General features: G+C 74.1%; 12 protein-coding genes and 1 pseudogene. 9 read left to right on the top strand and 4 right to left on the bottom strand.

Annotated elements, in window-relative coordinates; translation table 11 throughout:
• The first annotated feature begins 207 nt into the window (after window positions 1-207).
• From ACSU53_RS00290 to ACSU53_RS00280, 3 genes are all read left to right on the top strand, one after another.
• Window positions 208-1563: a hypothetical protein gene (locus ACSU53_RS00290; protein WP_437024047.1), complete on the top strand. Its 1356-nt coding sequence runs from the start codon at window positions 208-210 to the stop codon at window positions 1561-1563.
• A gap of 296 nt (window positions 1564-1859) precedes the next feature.
• Window positions 1860-3002 carry a DUF6183 family protein gene (locus tag ACSU53_RS00285; protein ID WP_437024045.1) on the top strand — a complete coding sequence of 381 codons (1143 nt, stop codon included), beginning with the start codon at window positions 1860-1862 and terminating at the stop codon, window positions 3000-3002.
• 364 nt (window positions 3003-3366) lie between these two features.
• Window positions 3367-3891: a gluconokinase gene (locus tag ACSU53_RS00280; RefSeq protein ID WP_437024043.1), complete on the top strand. Its 525-nt coding sequence runs from the start codon at window positions 3367-3369 to the stop codon at window positions 3889-3891.
• A gap of 117 nt (window positions 3892-4008) precedes the next feature.
• Here ACSU53_RS00280 and ACSU53_RS00275 read toward each other — a convergent pair whose 3' ends face one another.
• From ACSU53_RS00275 to ACSU53_RS00260, 4 genes and pseudogenes are all read right to left on the bottom strand, one after another.
• The gene (locus ACSU53_RS00275) at window positions 4009-4983 is read right to left on the bottom strand and encodes a sugar porter family MFS transporter (protein ID WP_437024042.1); all 975 of its coding nucleotides are present in this window, start codon (window positions 4981-4983) and stop codon (window positions 4009-4011) included.
• A 76-nt stretch (window positions 4984-5059) separates the two neighbouring features.
• Window positions 5060-5350: pseudogene (locus ACSU53_RS00270) on the bottom strand (MFS transporter); the annotation flags it as partial.
• An 85-nt stretch (window positions 5351-5435) separates the two neighbouring features.
• Entirely contained in the window at window positions 5436-6848 is a 1413-nt protein-coding gene (locus tag ACSU53_RS00265; RefSeq protein WP_437024040.1) for a glucose-6-phosphate dehydrogenase, read from the bottom strand.
• Window positions 6845-7696: an SMP-30/gluconolactonase/LRE family protein gene (locus ACSU53_RS00260; RefSeq protein WP_437024038.1), complete on the bottom strand. Its 852-nt coding sequence runs from the start codon at window positions 7694-7696 to the stop codon at window positions 6845-6847. The genes ACSU53_RS00265 and ACSU53_RS00260 overlap by 4 nt, the downstream gene beginning before the upstream one ends.
• Before the next feature lie 98 nt (window positions 7697-7794).
• Between ACSU53_RS00260 and ACSU53_RS00255 the strand changes: the two genes are divergently transcribed.
• The 6 genes from ACSU53_RS00255 to ACSU53_RS00230 all read left to right on the top strand — a co-directional run bounded on the left by ACSU53_RS00255 (window position 7795) and on the right by ACSU53_RS00230 (window position 15665).
• Window positions 7795-9027 (top strand): FUSC family protein, encoded by a 1233-nt coding sequence (locus ACSU53_RS00255; RefSeq protein ID WP_437024036.1) that lies wholly within the window; start codon window positions 7795-7797, stop codon window positions 9025-9027.
• 732 nt (window positions 9028-9759) lie between these two features.
• A complete protein-coding gene (locus ACSU53_RS00250; protein ID WP_437024034.1) occupies window positions 9760-10713 on the top strand; it encodes a pirin family protein in 954 nt (317 codons plus the stop codon).
• A gap of 627 nt (window positions 10714-11340) precedes the next feature.
• Window positions 11341-12096, top strand: coding sequence for a (5-formylfuran-3-yl)methyl phosphate synthase (locus ACSU53_RS00245; RefSeq protein ID WP_437024032.1), 756 nt, complete (start codon window positions 11341-11343; stop codon window positions 12094-12096).
• Window positions 12097-12104: 8 nt separating this feature from the next.
• On the top strand, window positions 12105-13526 hold the full coding sequence (locus ACSU53_RS00240; protein WP_437024030.1) for an aldehyde dehydrogenase family protein: 1422 nt from the start codon (window positions 12105-12107) through the stop codon (window positions 13524-13526).
• Complete coding sequence (locus ACSU53_RS00235; RefSeq protein WP_437024028.1) at window positions 13523-14629, top strand: NAD(P)-dependent alcohol dehydrogenase; 1107 nt, start codon at window positions 13523-13525, stop codon at window positions 14627-14629. Before ACSU53_RS00240 ends, ACSU53_RS00235 begins: the two co-directional genes overlap by 4 nt.
• A gap of 130 nt (window positions 14630-14759) precedes the next feature.
• Window positions 14760-15665, top strand: a complete 906-nt coding sequence (locus ACSU53_RS00230; RefSeq protein ID WP_437024025.1) for a class I SAM-dependent methyltransferase — start codon at window positions 14760-14762, stop codon at window positions 15663-15665.
• Window positions 15666-15766: the final 101 nt, after the last annotated feature.

The following is a 15766-nucleotide window of genomic DNA, read 5'->3' as shown; positions in this document are numbered from 1 at the left end:
TCCCCTCGGAGCGGGGTGCCCGGCTCCTGCTGGGACCCGTCGCAGGGCGCGGGTCTCTCCGGTGGCACGCGCCGGCGTGGCTCCTTCCCGGGCACGGCGGGCCCGGCGGGCATCACCGAAGCTCCGGCTTCCTCCGCAGCCGCTCCGGCCCCTGCTGCGGACCCGGCACGCGAGGTGCCCGGACGGCCGGTACTACAGTCGGTGCGCATGAATGCTTCCCTGCCCACGCGGCGGACACTGATCGGCCTGGCCGTACTCGCCGGAGCATCGGCGCTGACCGGGTGTGCCACGGGCGACGAGCCGGGCGGGAAAGGGAAGAAGCAGTCGCCCTCCGGGCGCCCCGAGCCGACCGGCACGGCCGGACTCGAAGACGCCCCGCCCGCTGCCGACGCCGCGTCGGCGGCCTCGCCGGACAACGCGTGGCGCTACACGCACCTCGCCCCCGAGCCCGACGGCTCCTACCGTGCCATGGCCGTCGCCTCGCGGGACGACGTGTGGCTGCTGGGGACGCGGGGCCAGTCCGCCCCGGTGCCGTTCCTCGAACACTGGGACGGCACCCGGTGGAGCGAGCCCGGACTGCCCGACGAACTGAAGGCGGGCGACCGGTACTTCTCCTGGGCCCTGGCCGTGGACGCGCCCGGTGAGCTCTGGCTCGCGCGGCGCACGGGACAGGGCGGCGGCGGGCCGGCCGTGTTCCACCGGAAGGGCGGGACATGGCGGCGGCTCCCCGACCCTCCGGCCGCGCGCGGCCAGGTGTGGGCGGACGGTCTGAAGGAAGCCGCCTGGTGCGTGGCGTCCGGAACCGGCCTGTGGATCAACCACTACGGCAAGGTGCTCCACTGGGACGGTGAACGCTGGGAGGTCCCCGCCCTCCCCTTCGCTGCCGCCGCCCTGGCCGCCGCGCCCGCCGAGGACGGCACGGCCCGAGTCTGGGCGGCCGGCTGGCAGGACGGCGAGTGCGACCGGGGCACGTGCTACCCGCAGCCCGCCACGGCCCGATGGTCGGACGGTGTCTGGCAGCCACTCGACACGCCCGCCTACCGCTTCCCCGACCCCGTACCGCCGGAGGCGTCCGCCACGCTCGCCGCCATCGTGCACGACCCGGCGGGCGACCGCCTGTGGGCACTCGGCAGCCACGACTTCAACCACGGCGAGGTGGAGGAGGAACCGGACCGGGAGGAGATCGTCCTGACCGGTGACGGCACCTCCTGGTCCAAGGCCGGCGTCGCGGATTCCGGCCGGGCCTTCATGACCGCCACGGCCGTCGCCGACGGAACCGGCGGCCTGCTCCTCGACGCACACACGCGCCGCACCGGAGACGGCAGGGTGCACAAGCTGCGCAGCCCGGAACGGCTGCCGGAGCCGTCCGAGGTGCCGAAGCCGAAGCGGAAGTACGACTTCAAGCAGCCGTTCGACATCGCCGTGACACGGCTGATCCCCGGCACCCGCACCGTGCTCGCGGCGGGATCCGTCACCTTCGCGAACTCCTCGGACTCGGGCAGTCCGCCGCGGCGCCCCGCACTCGCCCGCTACGACGCGGACGCGGCGGAGGGCACGGACTGACCCCCGCCGTCCCGGACGTGGGGACGTCGTCCGGTGCTCCGCGGGTGACCGGAACGCGGACCCGGCGAAACCGGGCCGCAGCCGCGAGGGGGCGGGAGAACCCGCGACGCCCCCGGCGCCCACGCGCCTCGCTACGGACGGGTGCTGCTCGCCGCGGTGGCGTGCGAAGGAGAACGCCGAGCCCGAGGAGAGACGGTTCCGCAGCCGGCGCCCGGACGGGGCGCGAACGCCGCCCGGCGGGACTCTCGTCCGGGCCGGACCTGTGCCCCGGGCCGACCCTCCCGTAAGGTCACGGCGTGAGCGACCGGATACAGAAGATCGTTTCGGAGCTGCCCGACCTGGAACGGGTCACCGAGGTGGGAGATCTGGCCGCGCGCAGGCTCGCCCGAGGCGACGCCGCGTTCGTGGCCGACCTGGGTATCGCGCTCAGCGGCCGGTACGGCGCCAGTGCCGCGGGGATCTGGCAGTACCGCAGTGTCTTCGACCGACTGCTCCGCCTGGTGGCTCTGACCCCTGGCCCGGGGCACGTGGAACAGGCGGTGCGACTCGTGTCCGCCGCCGCGCGGACCGACCGTCGACTGCCCCGCCGCGCGGCGTCGATGCTTGCCGCCGCCCGGCCTCCCGGTGAGCTGAACGGCCTCTATGCGGGCGGCGGTTCGAGCGCGGGTGCCTCGGAGGAACTGCGTGCCTGCCTCCTCCACGAGCTGGTGCTGCGAGGCGTCGCGATCGCGCAGTGGCCGGCCATCGAGGCGTGGGCGACGTCTGGGCACTGGCGCCGTCATCCGCTCGCCCGGCTGCCGTTGGAGCGAACGGTGATGGAGGAGGAGCCGCCGCTGCCGAGCTACTCGGAGAACGGGAGCAGCTTCCCGATGCCCTACGAGCCGCCAGGCGGCCCACGCGTCACGTCGGGCAGCACCGCGGACCTGCCCGGCGTGACCGACACGACGACGGAGGAGTTCAGCCGGGCCGCCGCCGCAGCGGTGATCAACTGGAGCGAGGAGTCCAACGGTCACATCGAGACCCGCCGGTACGAGCCGGCCCGGCCCGTCGGTGCGGACCGCCTCCCGGCTCTCCTGCCGACGCTGGGCCTGGAGTGCCTGGACGGAGCGGGAGCGGGCCGACGCCTCGCCCTCTGCTCCGGCCCGCCCGGACACGCGTGGCGCGTGCTGTTCGCCGCGGCCTCCTGCGGCGGTGCGTACAACAGCGGTGTGTACGGCGCCTACGGGCGACTGGCTGCCTGGCGTTCCGTCGCAGCCCTGTCCGGAGCTGCGGCCGACGCCCCGGTGGGCGAGGTGGAACAGCACGCCCTGGCGTGCGACTGGTACGACTTCGGCGGCGCCACCCGCTGGTTCAGCCGCGTGGCCTGGGACATCGGGCTGGTCTGCGTCGCCCCGGACGCTCGGCGCGTGACCGTCCTGGCCGCCACGGACACGGACTGAAGCCGGGACGCTGCCGTGGTGTCCGACGAAGCCGCCGACGCCGGTCACCGTGCGCGCGGAGCGGCGGTCCGGCGCGAGTCGACGACTGTCCGCAGTCGGTGCGCGCCGGGACGCCGGGACGCCGGGACGCCGGAACGCCGGGAGACCGGGTCGGCGGGACGACCAACGACCGGGCGGGAGCAGGCGCGTCGAGCGCGGGGAACGCCCCGCAGCGGTCCAGCGGTCCGCGCCCCGACGAGGCGGGGAACCCGATGGGCCGGTCCAGGACTGCCGGCTCTCCGATTCCCTGAGACGATCGCGTCATGACACCTCCCGCCCCCGCCACGATGCCCGCCGTCCGCCCCCTGCCGCTGCGGGACGCACCATGAGCGGCACCCGGGTCGTGGTCGTCATGGGGGTCACCGGCACCGGCAAGACCACCATCGGTGTCCTGCTCGCAGCCCGCCTGGGCGTCCCGTTCGCGGAGGGGGACGACTTCCACTCCCGGGCCAGCATCGCCAAGATGTCCGGCGGCACTCCGCTCGACGACGAGGACCGCGGACCCTGGCTGGACACCATCGGCGCCTGGGCGCGCGACCGGACGGAGGACGGCGGGGTGATCAGCGGTTCGGCGCTGCGCAGGGCCTACCGCGACCGGGTGCGGGCCACGGCCCCCGACATCGTGTTCGTCCACCTCACCGGTGATCGCGCGCTCATCGAGGAACGGCTGGCCCGCCGTCAGGGGCACTTCATGCCCACGGAACTGCTCGCCTCCCAGCTCGCGGAACTCCAGCCGCTGGAGCCCGACGAGAAGGGAGTGACCGTCGACGTGTCCGGTGCCCCCGAGGAGATCGCCGACCGCGTCCTGGAGGCGCTGCACGAGCTGGACGCTTCGTCCTTCGCACCGTAGGCACCCCGCCCCTGCGGCCGGCCCGCACCACGAGCGGCGCTCACCGGCCGGACGGCCCCCCGGCCGCCGCCCTTCGGCCCCGGCCCGCCCCGTCGTGCAGCGGCCGCTCACGCCGTCTCAGCGTGCACGGACGTTCCAGCGTCGGTGCAGGTCCTGCCCCACTTCGTCGATGTGCCGCCCGCGCGTCTCGGGGACCCACTTGGCGACGAACGCCACACCGAGCACACAGATCCCGGCGAAGATCCAGAACGTCGGTCCTTCCCCGATGGCCGAGATCAGCGGCAGGAACAGCAGGCTCACCACGAAGTTCGACAGCCAGTTCACCGTTGCGCTCGCACCGGATCCCTCGGCGCGCTGGGCCGGAGGGAAGATCTCACCGAGCAGGACCCAGAAGACCGGGCCCAGGCCGATCCCGAACGCCACGATGTACAGCATCGTCGCGACGAGCATGACCACCGGACTCAGATCCGCGGCGAACGCGACCCCCAGCAGGGCGATGGCGACCGCCATGCCCGCGAGGGAACCGATCAGCAGGGGACGGCGGCCGATCCGGTCGACGAGGCCGAGCGAGATCACGGTGATGACGACGTTCACGATGCCGATGAAGACGGAGTAGTAGATCGCGTTCGAGGCGGACAGTCCGGCCTGGCCCATGATGGTCGGCGCGTAGTACAGGATCGTGTTGATGCCGGAGAACTGCTGCAGCGCGGCGAGGATGACGCCCACCAGGAGCGCGGGCCGGACGGCGGGGACCCACAGGGCCCGCATGCCCCCCGTCCCGGTTCCGTCCCCACCGCCACCGCCACCGCCACCGCCACCGGTGTCGGTGTCGTCGTAGCGGGAGACGACGAGGTCCGCGCCGCCCTCCTCGGTGACCCGGTCGAGCGTCCGGCGGGCCCGGTCCGTCCTGCCGTTGTTGATCTGCCACACCGGGGATTCGGGCAGCCACAGGCACACCAGCACCAGCAGCGCGGAGGGGATGCCGCCGACCCAGAACATCGCGCGCCACTGCTCGGCATCGGCGAACGCCCAGTTCACGAGGTAGGAGGCGAGCAGGCCCAGCGTGATGAGCAGCTGGTTCAGACTGAGCACCCGGCCCCTGGATCTGGGCCGGAGCCATCTCGCCGAGATAGGTCGGCACCGTCGCCGACACCCCGCCGACGGCGAGACCCATGATGATGCGCCCGAGCATCAGCATCCAGTAACCATTGGCCACCGCGGCGACGATGATGCCGAGGAGGAACAGCACGCCGAGACCGGCGAGGAGCGGACGCCGCCCGTAGCGGTCCGAGACCTTTCCGCTGCCCAGCGCACCCGCGACCGCACCGAGCAGCAGGACGCTGACCACCGAGCTCTGTTCGAAGGAGGTCAGTTCGAACTCGTCGCGGATGAACAGCAGCGCGCCGGAGATGATCCCGGTGTCGAAACCGAACAGGAAGCTGCCGATGGTGATGGCCATCGCCCAGCGGCGGACGATCCCGAGCCCCTTCGGCGTGAGCTGCACGAACGGCTCTGCGCCGCGGGACGTGTGTCCAGTGGTTCGCTCATGACGGCAGTTCCTCCCAATGCGCGGGTCCGGCACTGCCGGCCGGATACTCGTCGAGGGGGACACGCCCGTCGCTCCAGGCGTCCAGCACCGGTTCCACGATGCGCCACGACTCCACCGACATGTCGTCGCGCACCGACAGCGGCTTCTCGTCCTCCAGTACGCCCCGGAGCACCTCCCCGTACTCCAGCAGCTCGCCCGGCCCGAACGTGGTGTCGAGGGTGACCGGGGAAATGGTCGACGGGTCGCCGGGGCCGTTGACGTTCAGGTCCAGTTGCAGACGGTGCGGACCGATGCCCAGACGCAGCCGGTTGTCGGGCACGTCACCGACGAGCCCGTCCGGCACGTGCTGTGGGGCCTTGAACCAGAAGGTGACCTCCTGCCGTGGCGCACCGATCGCCTTGCCCGAACGGACCCGGAACGGGACACCCGCCCACTGCCAGGTGTCGACCGCGAACACCACCTCGGCGAGCGTCTCGGTCTCCCGGGCAGGGTCGATGCCCGGCTCGTCGGTGTAGGAGGGCAGCGAGCGCCCGTCCACCGTTCCGGCGGTGTAGCGGGCACGCCGGCTGAACCGCTCGGGACGGTCGTCCCAGACGTGGGTGGCGCGCAGCACGTGCGCCTTGGCGTCCCGCACGTCCAGCGGGTCCAGCTTGCTCGGCGCGGGCATCGCCACCAGCGCCAGCACCTGGAGCAGATGGCTCTGGATCATGTCGCGCAGCGCGCCCGTCGTGTCGTAGAAGCCGGCCCGGCCCTCCAGACCGAGCGTCTCGTCGAACACGATGTCCACCGCCGCGACGTGCTCCGAGGTCAGCAGGGGCTCGATGACCCGGTTGGCGAACCGGACACCCAGGATGTTGAGCACCGTCGACATCCCCAGGAAGTGGTCGACGCGGTGCACGTGGTCCTCGGGCACGAAACCGTGGAGCAGTTCGTTCAGCGCGGTGGCGCTGGCCGCGTCCGTGCCGAAGGGCTTCTCGAGCACCAGGCGCGTCCCGGCGGGCACGCCGGTCCGGGCCAGCACCCGGCACGCCTCCACGGTGACGGCCGGCGGCAACGCGAAGTACAGGGTCAGACGGCCCCGGCAGGAGGCCATCACACGGCGCAGGTCGTCCTCGGCGGTGGCGTCCGCGACCACGTAGCGCGTGTCGCGGACGACGGCGTCGACGGCCGGCCCCTCCGCCCCGCCCGCCTCGAACGCCCGCGCCACCAGCGTCCGCCACTCCTCGTCACTGCTCTCTCCCCGGTCACTGCCGACCAGGTGGAGACCGGTCAGCCCGGACGACGCGACGAGATTGCCCAGGCCGGGCAGGAGCAGCCGCTGTGTCAGGTCTCCGCCCGCACCGAGGACGAGCAGCGTCTGGGTCCGCTCGTCGTCCGGGCCCGCCGCGGTGGCGTCGGGGGCGCTCATCCGGCGAACTCCCTCACCGGCACGCCCCGCACCCCTGGCGTGCAGGCGAACAGCGCGCCCGCCTCCGGCTCGCTCCCGGGCTCGAGGTGCTCACGCGACGTGGTGACGAACAGCCGGTCGAGGCCGGGCCCGCCGAAGGTGCACGCCGTGACCTTGCTGACCGGCAGCTCCACGACCTCGTCCAGGGTGCCGTCGGGCGCGTACCGCCGCACCGAGAAACCGCCGTACAGCGCGACCCACACCCCGCCCTCCGCGTCCACCGTCAACCCGTCCGGGCCGCCGTCCCCGTCCGGCACGGAGGCGAACGGACGCCTCCCGCTCAGCCCCGTCCCGCGGTCGTAGTCGAAGACGTCGACGCGCCCCGTCGCGGTGTCCGCGTAGTACGCGCGGTCCCCGTCCGGGCTCCACTCCAGACCGTTGGAGACCGTCACCTCGCCCAGGACCGTCGTCGTCGAGCCGTCCGCGTCGAGGCGGTACAGCGAGCCGGCCCCCTCACGGCCGTCGTAGGCCATCGAACCGCAGTAGAAGCGTCCGTCGGGGTCGCATCCCCCCTCGTTCATACGGACGCCTTCGTCGCTCCACAGGGAGTCCAAGACCGTCACCGTTCCGTTCGTGTCCTCGAGGGCGAAGCCGCGTTCGACACCGATCACGGCGCCTCCTCCTCGCCGGGGCCGGACCGCGGCCACGACGGTGTCGATGTGCCGCCGGGTCACGCTCTGGTCCGGGGCGAGCGACAGCACGTCGCCCGCCAGCATGTCCAGCCACCGCAGTCCGCCCCACGCCTCGGACCAGACGGGTCCCTCGGCGTGGTACGCCAGCGGCTCGGTGATCTGGTCGACCTTCACCATCACCACGTCCTTTCCACCGTGAGCCGCAGCACGGGCGCGGCTCGCCCGGGGCAGCAGGCGCCGGGTGCGCGAGGCGGCCGGCTGGCATAGTGGGCCGGGTGAGCGCGCCGCGAACCCGCACAAAAGTGCTCGCCGCGCGCGCACTGGTCCGCCGAGCGGCATCGCGGTTCGTGGCCGGCTGCCGCCGCGCCGTCCTGGACGTGTGGCTGCTCCTCCAGGCCACCGCCGGCGCCGCCGCGGCGTGGCTGGTCGCCCGGTACGTGCTCGACCACCCCGCCCCGTACTTCGCACCCATCACCGCGGTCATCGCCCTGACCGCCAACCTCGGCGAACGCGGCCTGCATGCGCTGCGGCTGCTGTTCGGGGTGTTCCTCGGGCTGCTGATCGGCCAACTCGTGCTCGCCGCACTGGGGACCGGTCCCGGCACGATGACCCTCGCGGTCTTCGTCTCCCTCGCCGCCGCCCGCGCCCTGCGGGGCGCGCAGATCGTCCTCGTCCAGGCCGCGGTGAGCGCCATCCTGGTCGTGGCGCTGGGGGACCAGGCGAACGGCGTCCAACGCCTCCTGGACGCACTGACGGGCGCGGGTATCGCCCTGGTGTTCTCGCAGCTCCTCTTCCCGCCCGAACCCCTGGCACTGCTGCGCCGTGCGGAGACCGCCGCGCTCCAGGCGATCGCCGGCGGGCTGTCCACCCTGGCCTCCGCCATCGCCCGCGACGACGACGGGCTGGCCCGGCAGGCGGTCGGGGAACTCCGCCGCGGCCTGGACCACCTGCAGGACCTGCGCCGGGCGGGCCGGACCAACACCCGCGTCACCCGGCGCGTCCTGGCGCGGGGGTCGAAGGTCGTCGTGCGGGAGCGGGAGAACGCGGAACACCTCGACCTGCTCGGCGCCAGTTGCCTCCTGCTCGCACGCCTGCTCACCTCGGCGGACGCCGGCACCCGCAGCCGGCTGGAGCAGCCGGTGCGCGGCCTGGCCGACGTCATCGAGGCGCTGGCCGGCGGACTCGGCGACCGCGCAGTACGCCAGCGCGCCGCGGACCGCTCGCTGGAACTGGCCACGCGGATCACCGCGGAGTCCGGGCCGGCCGACTCGGAGCGCACCTTCCTGGCCTACAGCCTGCGCACGGTCGCCACCGACGTCATCACGTTCGCCGGGGTGGACCTCGCCGACGCACTCGAGGCGATCCGTACGGGTGCCCTGGACCGCCGCGTGCCCCCCGCCGCGGAGCCGCCCGGCCGACTCCACCGCTGGGCCGGACGGCTGGTTGACCGGTCGCGACGGGCCCGGGACAGGATCGGCCGCTCGTTCGCCCGGAACGACGGGCCGTGAGAACGGCCGCCGCCGGACCGGGGGAGCGGGTGGTGCTCCGGTGGTGCTCCGAGGCATCGTGACTCCGTCCGGGGCATGCGGGGAAGGGGCTGGGCTGAGCGGACAGGGGGTGGCTCGCAGACGGCAGGCGCACCCTCACCACCCGTCCGATCGTCACCCGAGCCCCGGGCGCCCGCATCTCCACCGCACGGCCCGGGAGATCGGCGAGAAACGCCGGCGGGAGACACACCGGGTCGCGGGCGGGGGCCGGTGCGTACGTGTCCCGGAGGGTGTGGGGAGCCGGCCGACCGGCGCCGGCCGACGCCGGTCGACCGGCCCTCCGACCGGCGACGGGGCGGCTTGGGCGGCATCCGTGCGCGCGCCGCGGGACCGGCAGCCCGCGTTCCGCCTCCCTCCGGGTGAGGAGGCCGCCCGAGGCCGGCCACGGCGTCAGCGGGCAACGCGTCGACACCGTCGACCACGGACACGCGGCACGCGGACCGGCCTCGTCAGCCGCATGCGGCGCCTCCCCGACCGTGGCGGAGCAGCGGTCGGCCCGTCGGCGCAAGGGCCGGACGAGGAGGTCCACGGACGGCGCACCCCCTTCCCGCCCGCCCTCCCGGACGCTCCGCCGGCTCTCCCCGGCCGCCGCCCGTCCCGCCGGCGCGGCCCGCGTGTCCCGGGTGCCGTGCCACCCGGCGAAGCCCATCCTTGACTCACCGGCGCACGACACACGCAGAGAGAGGACTGGTGATGAGCGGACCGGTCAGCACCGCCGACGCGCCCGCCGACCAAGCCGACAGCGGCCACCCCGAACCGCCCTGCCTGGAGGTGAGCGACAGCCGTGAGGCGACCGTCGGCGCGATCCGGGTGCGCCGGGCCCTGCCCCGCAGGGGCCGGCGCACGGTCGGTGCCTGGTGCTTCGCCGACCACATGGGACCGGCCGACGTCACCGAGAACAGCGGACTGGACATCGGCCCGCACCCCCACATCGGTCTCCAGACGGTCACCTGGCTGACCGACGGGCAGGTACTCCACCGCGACAGCCTCGGTTCCGAACAGGTCATCCAGCCCGGCCAGCTCAATCTGATGACCTCCGGCAGCGCCGTCTCCCACGCGGAGGAGGCCACCGGTCACTACCGCGGCACCCTGCAGGGCATCCAGATGTGGACCGCCCTGCCGGAAGCCACTCGGCACGGCGCACCGGCGTTCGAGCACCACGCGGAGCTGCCGCGGACCGACCTCGACGGCGGGGCGGGCGTCGCCACGGTCCTGCTGGGCGAGTTCTGCGGCCTGACCAGCCCCGCCCGCCACGACACCCCGCTCGTCGGAGCCGAGCTGGATCTGCGGGCCCCGGTCACGGTCCCGCTGCGTCCGGACTGGGAGTACGCCCTCGTCGTCCTCCAGGGCGCCGTGGCCCTGCGCGGGCAGCCCCTGCACCCGGGGCGCCTCGGCTACCTCGGGGAGGGCCGGGACGAACTCCCCCTGGACGTCCGCGAACCCACCCGCCTCATGCTCATCGGCGGGGAGCCCTTCCCCGAGCCGATCCTGATGTGGTGGAACTTCGTCGGCCGGGACCGTGCCGAGATCGACGCCGCCCACGCCTCCTGGGCCCGCCGGGACGACCGCTTCGGGCGCGTGGACACCTCCCTCCCGTACATCCCGGCCCCCGTCCCCTTCTGGCAGCGGAAGCCGGGACACCCGTGAGCGGCCGGACGGCCGGCTGAGAACGGCCGGACGGCCCCGCCCAGGGAACCCGCTGAACTCCCGGCCTCGATCTGCCGTGTCGCCAGGCCGGACAGCTCCTCCCCGCGGTGCCGTCGCGGCCATTCCGCGATCCTCACCCGCCCCACCGTGGAGCGGGCCCTCGGCCTGCTCGTCGACACCTCCGACGCGGACCGAGCGCGCGGGGGACCGGAGCGGGCAACGGCGACCCCGGAGCAAGCAACGGCGACCCCGGAACAGGCAACGGCGGACGGCCTCGGCCAGGAACAGGCGAGCCGTACGCCCCGGCGCGCTGTCGAGCGGGCGGCGTCGGCCGGTGCCCGGGGGAGTGCGGCACGCGCACCGCCGCAGGGCGGGCCGTCCCCGCTGCCCGGCGAGCGACGGGCCACCCCGGGGGGGTGGCGACTGGACAAAAGCGTGCCGCTTCACCCGTGTTCGTCCCGTTGTGCACGGCGCGCCGCGGGGGCCAGGAGACCCCGATGGGCACTCTGTGCGCTCTTACGGTCCCAGTGAGTGACGGAAAGGATGGGCGGCACCGCACACGAACCGGGTGATCCGCCGGCCCTGACGGCCCCTCGGCCGAGGGGCCGGCGGCGAAAGGAGTTCACGGTGTTGCTTCTCATCTCCCCGGACGGTGTCCAAGAGGCGCTCGACTGCGCGAAAGCCGCGGAGCACCTCGACATCGTCGACGTCAAGAAGCCCGACGAGGGCTCCCTCGGCGCCAACTTCCCCTGGGTCATCCGGGAGATCCGGGACGCCGTACCGGCGGACAAGCCGGTGTCCGCGACCGTGGGGGACGTCCCGTACAAGCCCGGCACGGTGGCCCAGGCCGCGCTCGGCGCGGCCGTCTCGGGAGCCACGTACATCAAGGTCGGACTCTACGGCTGCACGACGCCCGACCAGGGCATCGAGGTCATGCGCGCGGTCGTCCGGGCGGTGAAGGACCACCGTCCCGACGCCCTCGTCGTCGCCTCCGGCTATGCCGACGCCCACCGGATCGGCTGCGTCAACCCGCTCGCCCTGCCCGACATCGCCGCCCGCTCCGGCGCCGACGCCGCCATGCTCGACACCGCGGTCAAGGACGGCACGCGGCTGTTCGACCACGTGCCGCCGGACGCCTGCGCCGAGTTCGTCCGGCTGGCCCACGCCGCCGGCCTGCTGGCCGCCCTCGCGGGCAGCGTCCAGCGGACCGACCTCGCCTCGCTCACCCGCATCGGCACGGACATCGTGGGCGTACGCGGAGCGGTCTGCGAGGGCGGCGACCGCAACGCCGGACGCATCCGGCCGCACCTGGTGGCCGCCTTCCGGGCGGAGATGGACCGGCACGTCCGGGAACACGCCGCCGACACCACCGCAGTGGGCTGACCGCCGCAATGCCGACGACCCAGACCGAGCCCGAGCCCGCCCGGGTCCCCGGACACCGGGCCGCGCCTCTCCCCGTCGTCGATCCGGCCACCGGAGAAGCCTTCGACGAAGCCCCCGACCAGCAGCCGGACGCGCTCGACGCCGTCATCGACCGGTCCCACCGCGCCTGGCGCGACTGGCGTACCGACCCCGCCCTGCGGTCCACGGCGCTGCGCGCGGCGGCCGACGCCGTGGAAGTGGCCGGCGACGACCTCGCCCGGCTGCTCACCCGGGAACAGGGCAAGCCCCTGACCGAGTCCCACGCGGAGGTCGCCCGCACGGCGGCCCGCCTGCGCTACTTCGCCGACCTGGCCCCCAGGACCCGGCGGATCGACGACGGCCGGCCCGTGCACAGCGAGGTCCGCTGGCGTTCCCTCGGACCCGTCGCCGCGATCGTGCCGTGGAACTTCCCCCTCCAGCTCGCGGCGGCGAAGTTCGCACCCGCGCTCGCGGCCGGCAACACCGTGATCCTCAAACCGTCCCCCCACACCCCCCTCGCCACCCGGCTGCTCGGCTCCGTCCTCACCACCGTCCTGCCGCCGGACGTGCTCACGGTCGTGACCGGCCGCGAACCGCTCGGCGCCCGTCTCACCTCCCACCCCGGCATCCGCCACGTCACCTTCACCGGCTCGGTGCCGACCGGGCGGGCCGTCGCCGGAGCGGCGGCCGCCTCGCTCGCCCGGGTCACCCTGGAACTGGGCGGCAACGACGCCGCCGTCCTGCTGGACGACGTCGACGTGGAACGCATCGCGGACCGGCTGTTCTGGGCCGCCTTCCGCAACTGCGGACAGGTCTGCATGGCCGTCAAGCGCCTCTACGTCCCCGCCCGGCTCCATGACGACGTCGTCGAAGCCCTCGCCGAGCGCGCCACATCCGTCACCGTCGGGCCCGGCCTCGCCCCGGGAACCCGGCTGGGTCCGGTCAACAACGCACCCCAACTGGCCCGCGTCACCCACCTGGTGCGGCAGGCCCTCGCGGACGGCGCGCGGGCGGCTGCCGGCGGCCACCGGCTCACCGGACCCGGTTACTTCTTCGCCCCGACGATCCTCACCGACGTCCCGCCCGACAGCCCGGTGGTGACGCAGGAACAGTTCGGGCCGGTCCTGCCCGTGCTGCCGTACCGGACCACCGACGAGGCCGTGGACGCCGCCAACAGCACCGGCATGGGACTGGGCGGATCCGTGTGGGGCACCGACACCGACCGCGCGGCGGAGGTGGCCGAACGGCTCGAATGCGGCACGGCCTGGATCAACCACCACGCCGAACTGTCCCTCGCCCAGCCCTTCGCCGGCGCCAAGGACAGCGGCGTCGGCGTGGCGGGCGGGCCGTGGGGGCTGTACGGCAACCTGCGGCCGTTCGTCGTCCACCGCCCCCGGGAGGCCCGCACGTGAGGTTCCGAGCGGCCGTCCTGCGCTCCTACGACGCGCCCTTCACCGTGGAGGAGGTGGCACTGCGGACGGAACCCGCCCCCGGCGAGATCCTCGTCGCCATCGCCGGCTGCGGGATGTGCCGGACCGACCTGGCGGTCCGGCGGTCGGCCGGCCGCAGCCCGCTGCCGGCGGTGCTCGGCCACGAGGGATCCGGGACCGTGCTGGCCACGGGCGACGGCCCCGACACCGGCATCGGCGTCGGTGACCACGTCGTCCTGAGCTTCGACTCCTGCGGACACTGCCGCAACTGCCACGGCGCGGCCCCCGCCTACTGCGACTCCTTCGCCTCCCTCAACCTCTTCGGAGGACGCGAGGAGGACGAGCCGCGGCTCACCGGCGCGGCGGGGGAAGCACTGGCCCCCCGGTGGTTCGGCCAGTCCTCCTTCGCCGAGTACGCGCTCGTCCCGGCCCGCAACGCCGTCCGGGTCGACCCCACCCTGCCCGTCGAACTGCTCGGACCCCTCGGCTGCGGCTTCCTCACCGGCGCCGGAGCCGTACTGAACACCTTCGCCGCCGGCCCGGGGGACACCCTCGTTGTCCTCGGCGCGGGGGCCGTGGGCCTGGCCGCGGTGATGGCGGCCGAAGCCGCCGGAGCCGTGACCGTGGCCGTCGACCGGCATCCCCAACGCCTCGCCCTGGCCGAACGGTTCGGCGCCATCCCCGTGCCCTCCGGGACGACCGGACTGGTCGAGCGCGTCCGGCGGCTCACCGACGGCGGCGCCCAGTACGCGCTCGACACCACAGCCTCCGCCCCGCTCATCAACGCCGCGCTCCGGGCGCTGCGCCCGAGAGGCAGCCTCGCCCTGGTGGCACGGCTGCACACCGCGCTGCCGCTCGAGCCCGGCACGCTCGACCGCGGCCGCAGCATCCGCCACGTCTGCGAAGGGGACGCCGTCCCCGCCGTGCTGATACCGCGGCTGACCCGGCTCTGGCAGGCCGGACGCTTCCCCTTCGACCAGCTCGTCCGCACCTACCCGCTGGCCGACATCAACGAGGCCGAGCGCGACTGCGACGCCGGCCGTGTGGTCAAACCGGTCCTGCTCCCGGCAGGAAGCGACCGGTAGGAAGCGACCGGTAGGAACCGGCCGGTCCGACGCCGCACGCGCACCCGCGCACCTCTCTCCCACGCTCACGAGGCACCCGGCCCCTCACCCCCACAACCCCCCCCACCGCACACCCCCGCATGGAGGAGACATGACCGGCACGACACACCAACAGGCCGACGTGGAAGGCGTGGACGGAGGAGTCGGCCTGACCGCCCTCCTGGTCGCCGCGGCCCGGGCGATCGAGACCCACCGCCCGGACAGCCTGGCCCGGGACACCTACGCGGAACACTTCGTCCGCGCCGCTCCGGCCTGCGCCCACTGGCCTGGCCGCATCGAGGACGTCCCGGACGGTGACGACGACCCGCTGTGGGGCCGGTTCGCCCGCTACTTCGGCCTGCGGACCAGAGTGCTCGACGACTTCCTCCTCACCTCGGTCCGCACGGGACCCCGGCAGGTGGTGCTGCTGGGCGCGGGACTGGACACCCGCGCCTTCCGGCTGGACTGGCCCGTCGGCTGCGCGGTCTTCGAGGTCGACCGCGCGAGCGTGCTGGCGTTCAAACAGCGCGTGCTCACCCGGCTGACCCCCACCCCGAGGGCGAAGCGCGTCCTCGTCCCGGTCGACCTGCGAGCGGACTGGGCCGGTGCTCTGACGACCGCCGGCTTCGACCCGGACGCCCCCAGCGTCTGGCTGGCGGAGGGACTCCTCTTCTACCTGCCGGCTCCCGCGGAGACCCACCTCATCGACACGGTCACCGGACTGACCACCGGAGGCAGCGCCCTGGCGTTCGAAGCCAAACTGGAGAAGGACCTGCTCGCCTACCGAGACAGCCCGATCTACACGGCGACGCGCGAACAGACCGGCATCGACCTGCTGCACCTGTTCGACAAGGAGCCGCGCCCCGATTCCGCCGGGACGCTGGCGGGCCGGGGCTGGTCCACCTCGATCCACACGCCCTTCGACTTCGCCCGCCGGCACGGACGCGGCCCCCTCCCCGAGCCGAACGACGCCTTGGAGGGCAACCGGTGGGTGTTCGCGCACAAACCCCGGCCCTGACGCCCGCAGCGCCCACGCGGCGGACGTCAGCGTGCCGAGGCGGCCCGGGCGGCCGGTCCTGAGGCGCCCGGGCCGATGGACGATCCCGCGGGAGCCGGCCC

This window comes from Streptomyces sp. enrichment culture (genome assembly GCF_964273255.1).
In the GTDB taxonomy this organism is placed as follows: domain Bacteria; phylum Actinomycetota; class Actinomycetes; order Streptomycetales; family Streptomycetaceae; genus Streptomyces.
This window is presented reverse-complemented; position numbering and strand designations above follow the sequence as displayed.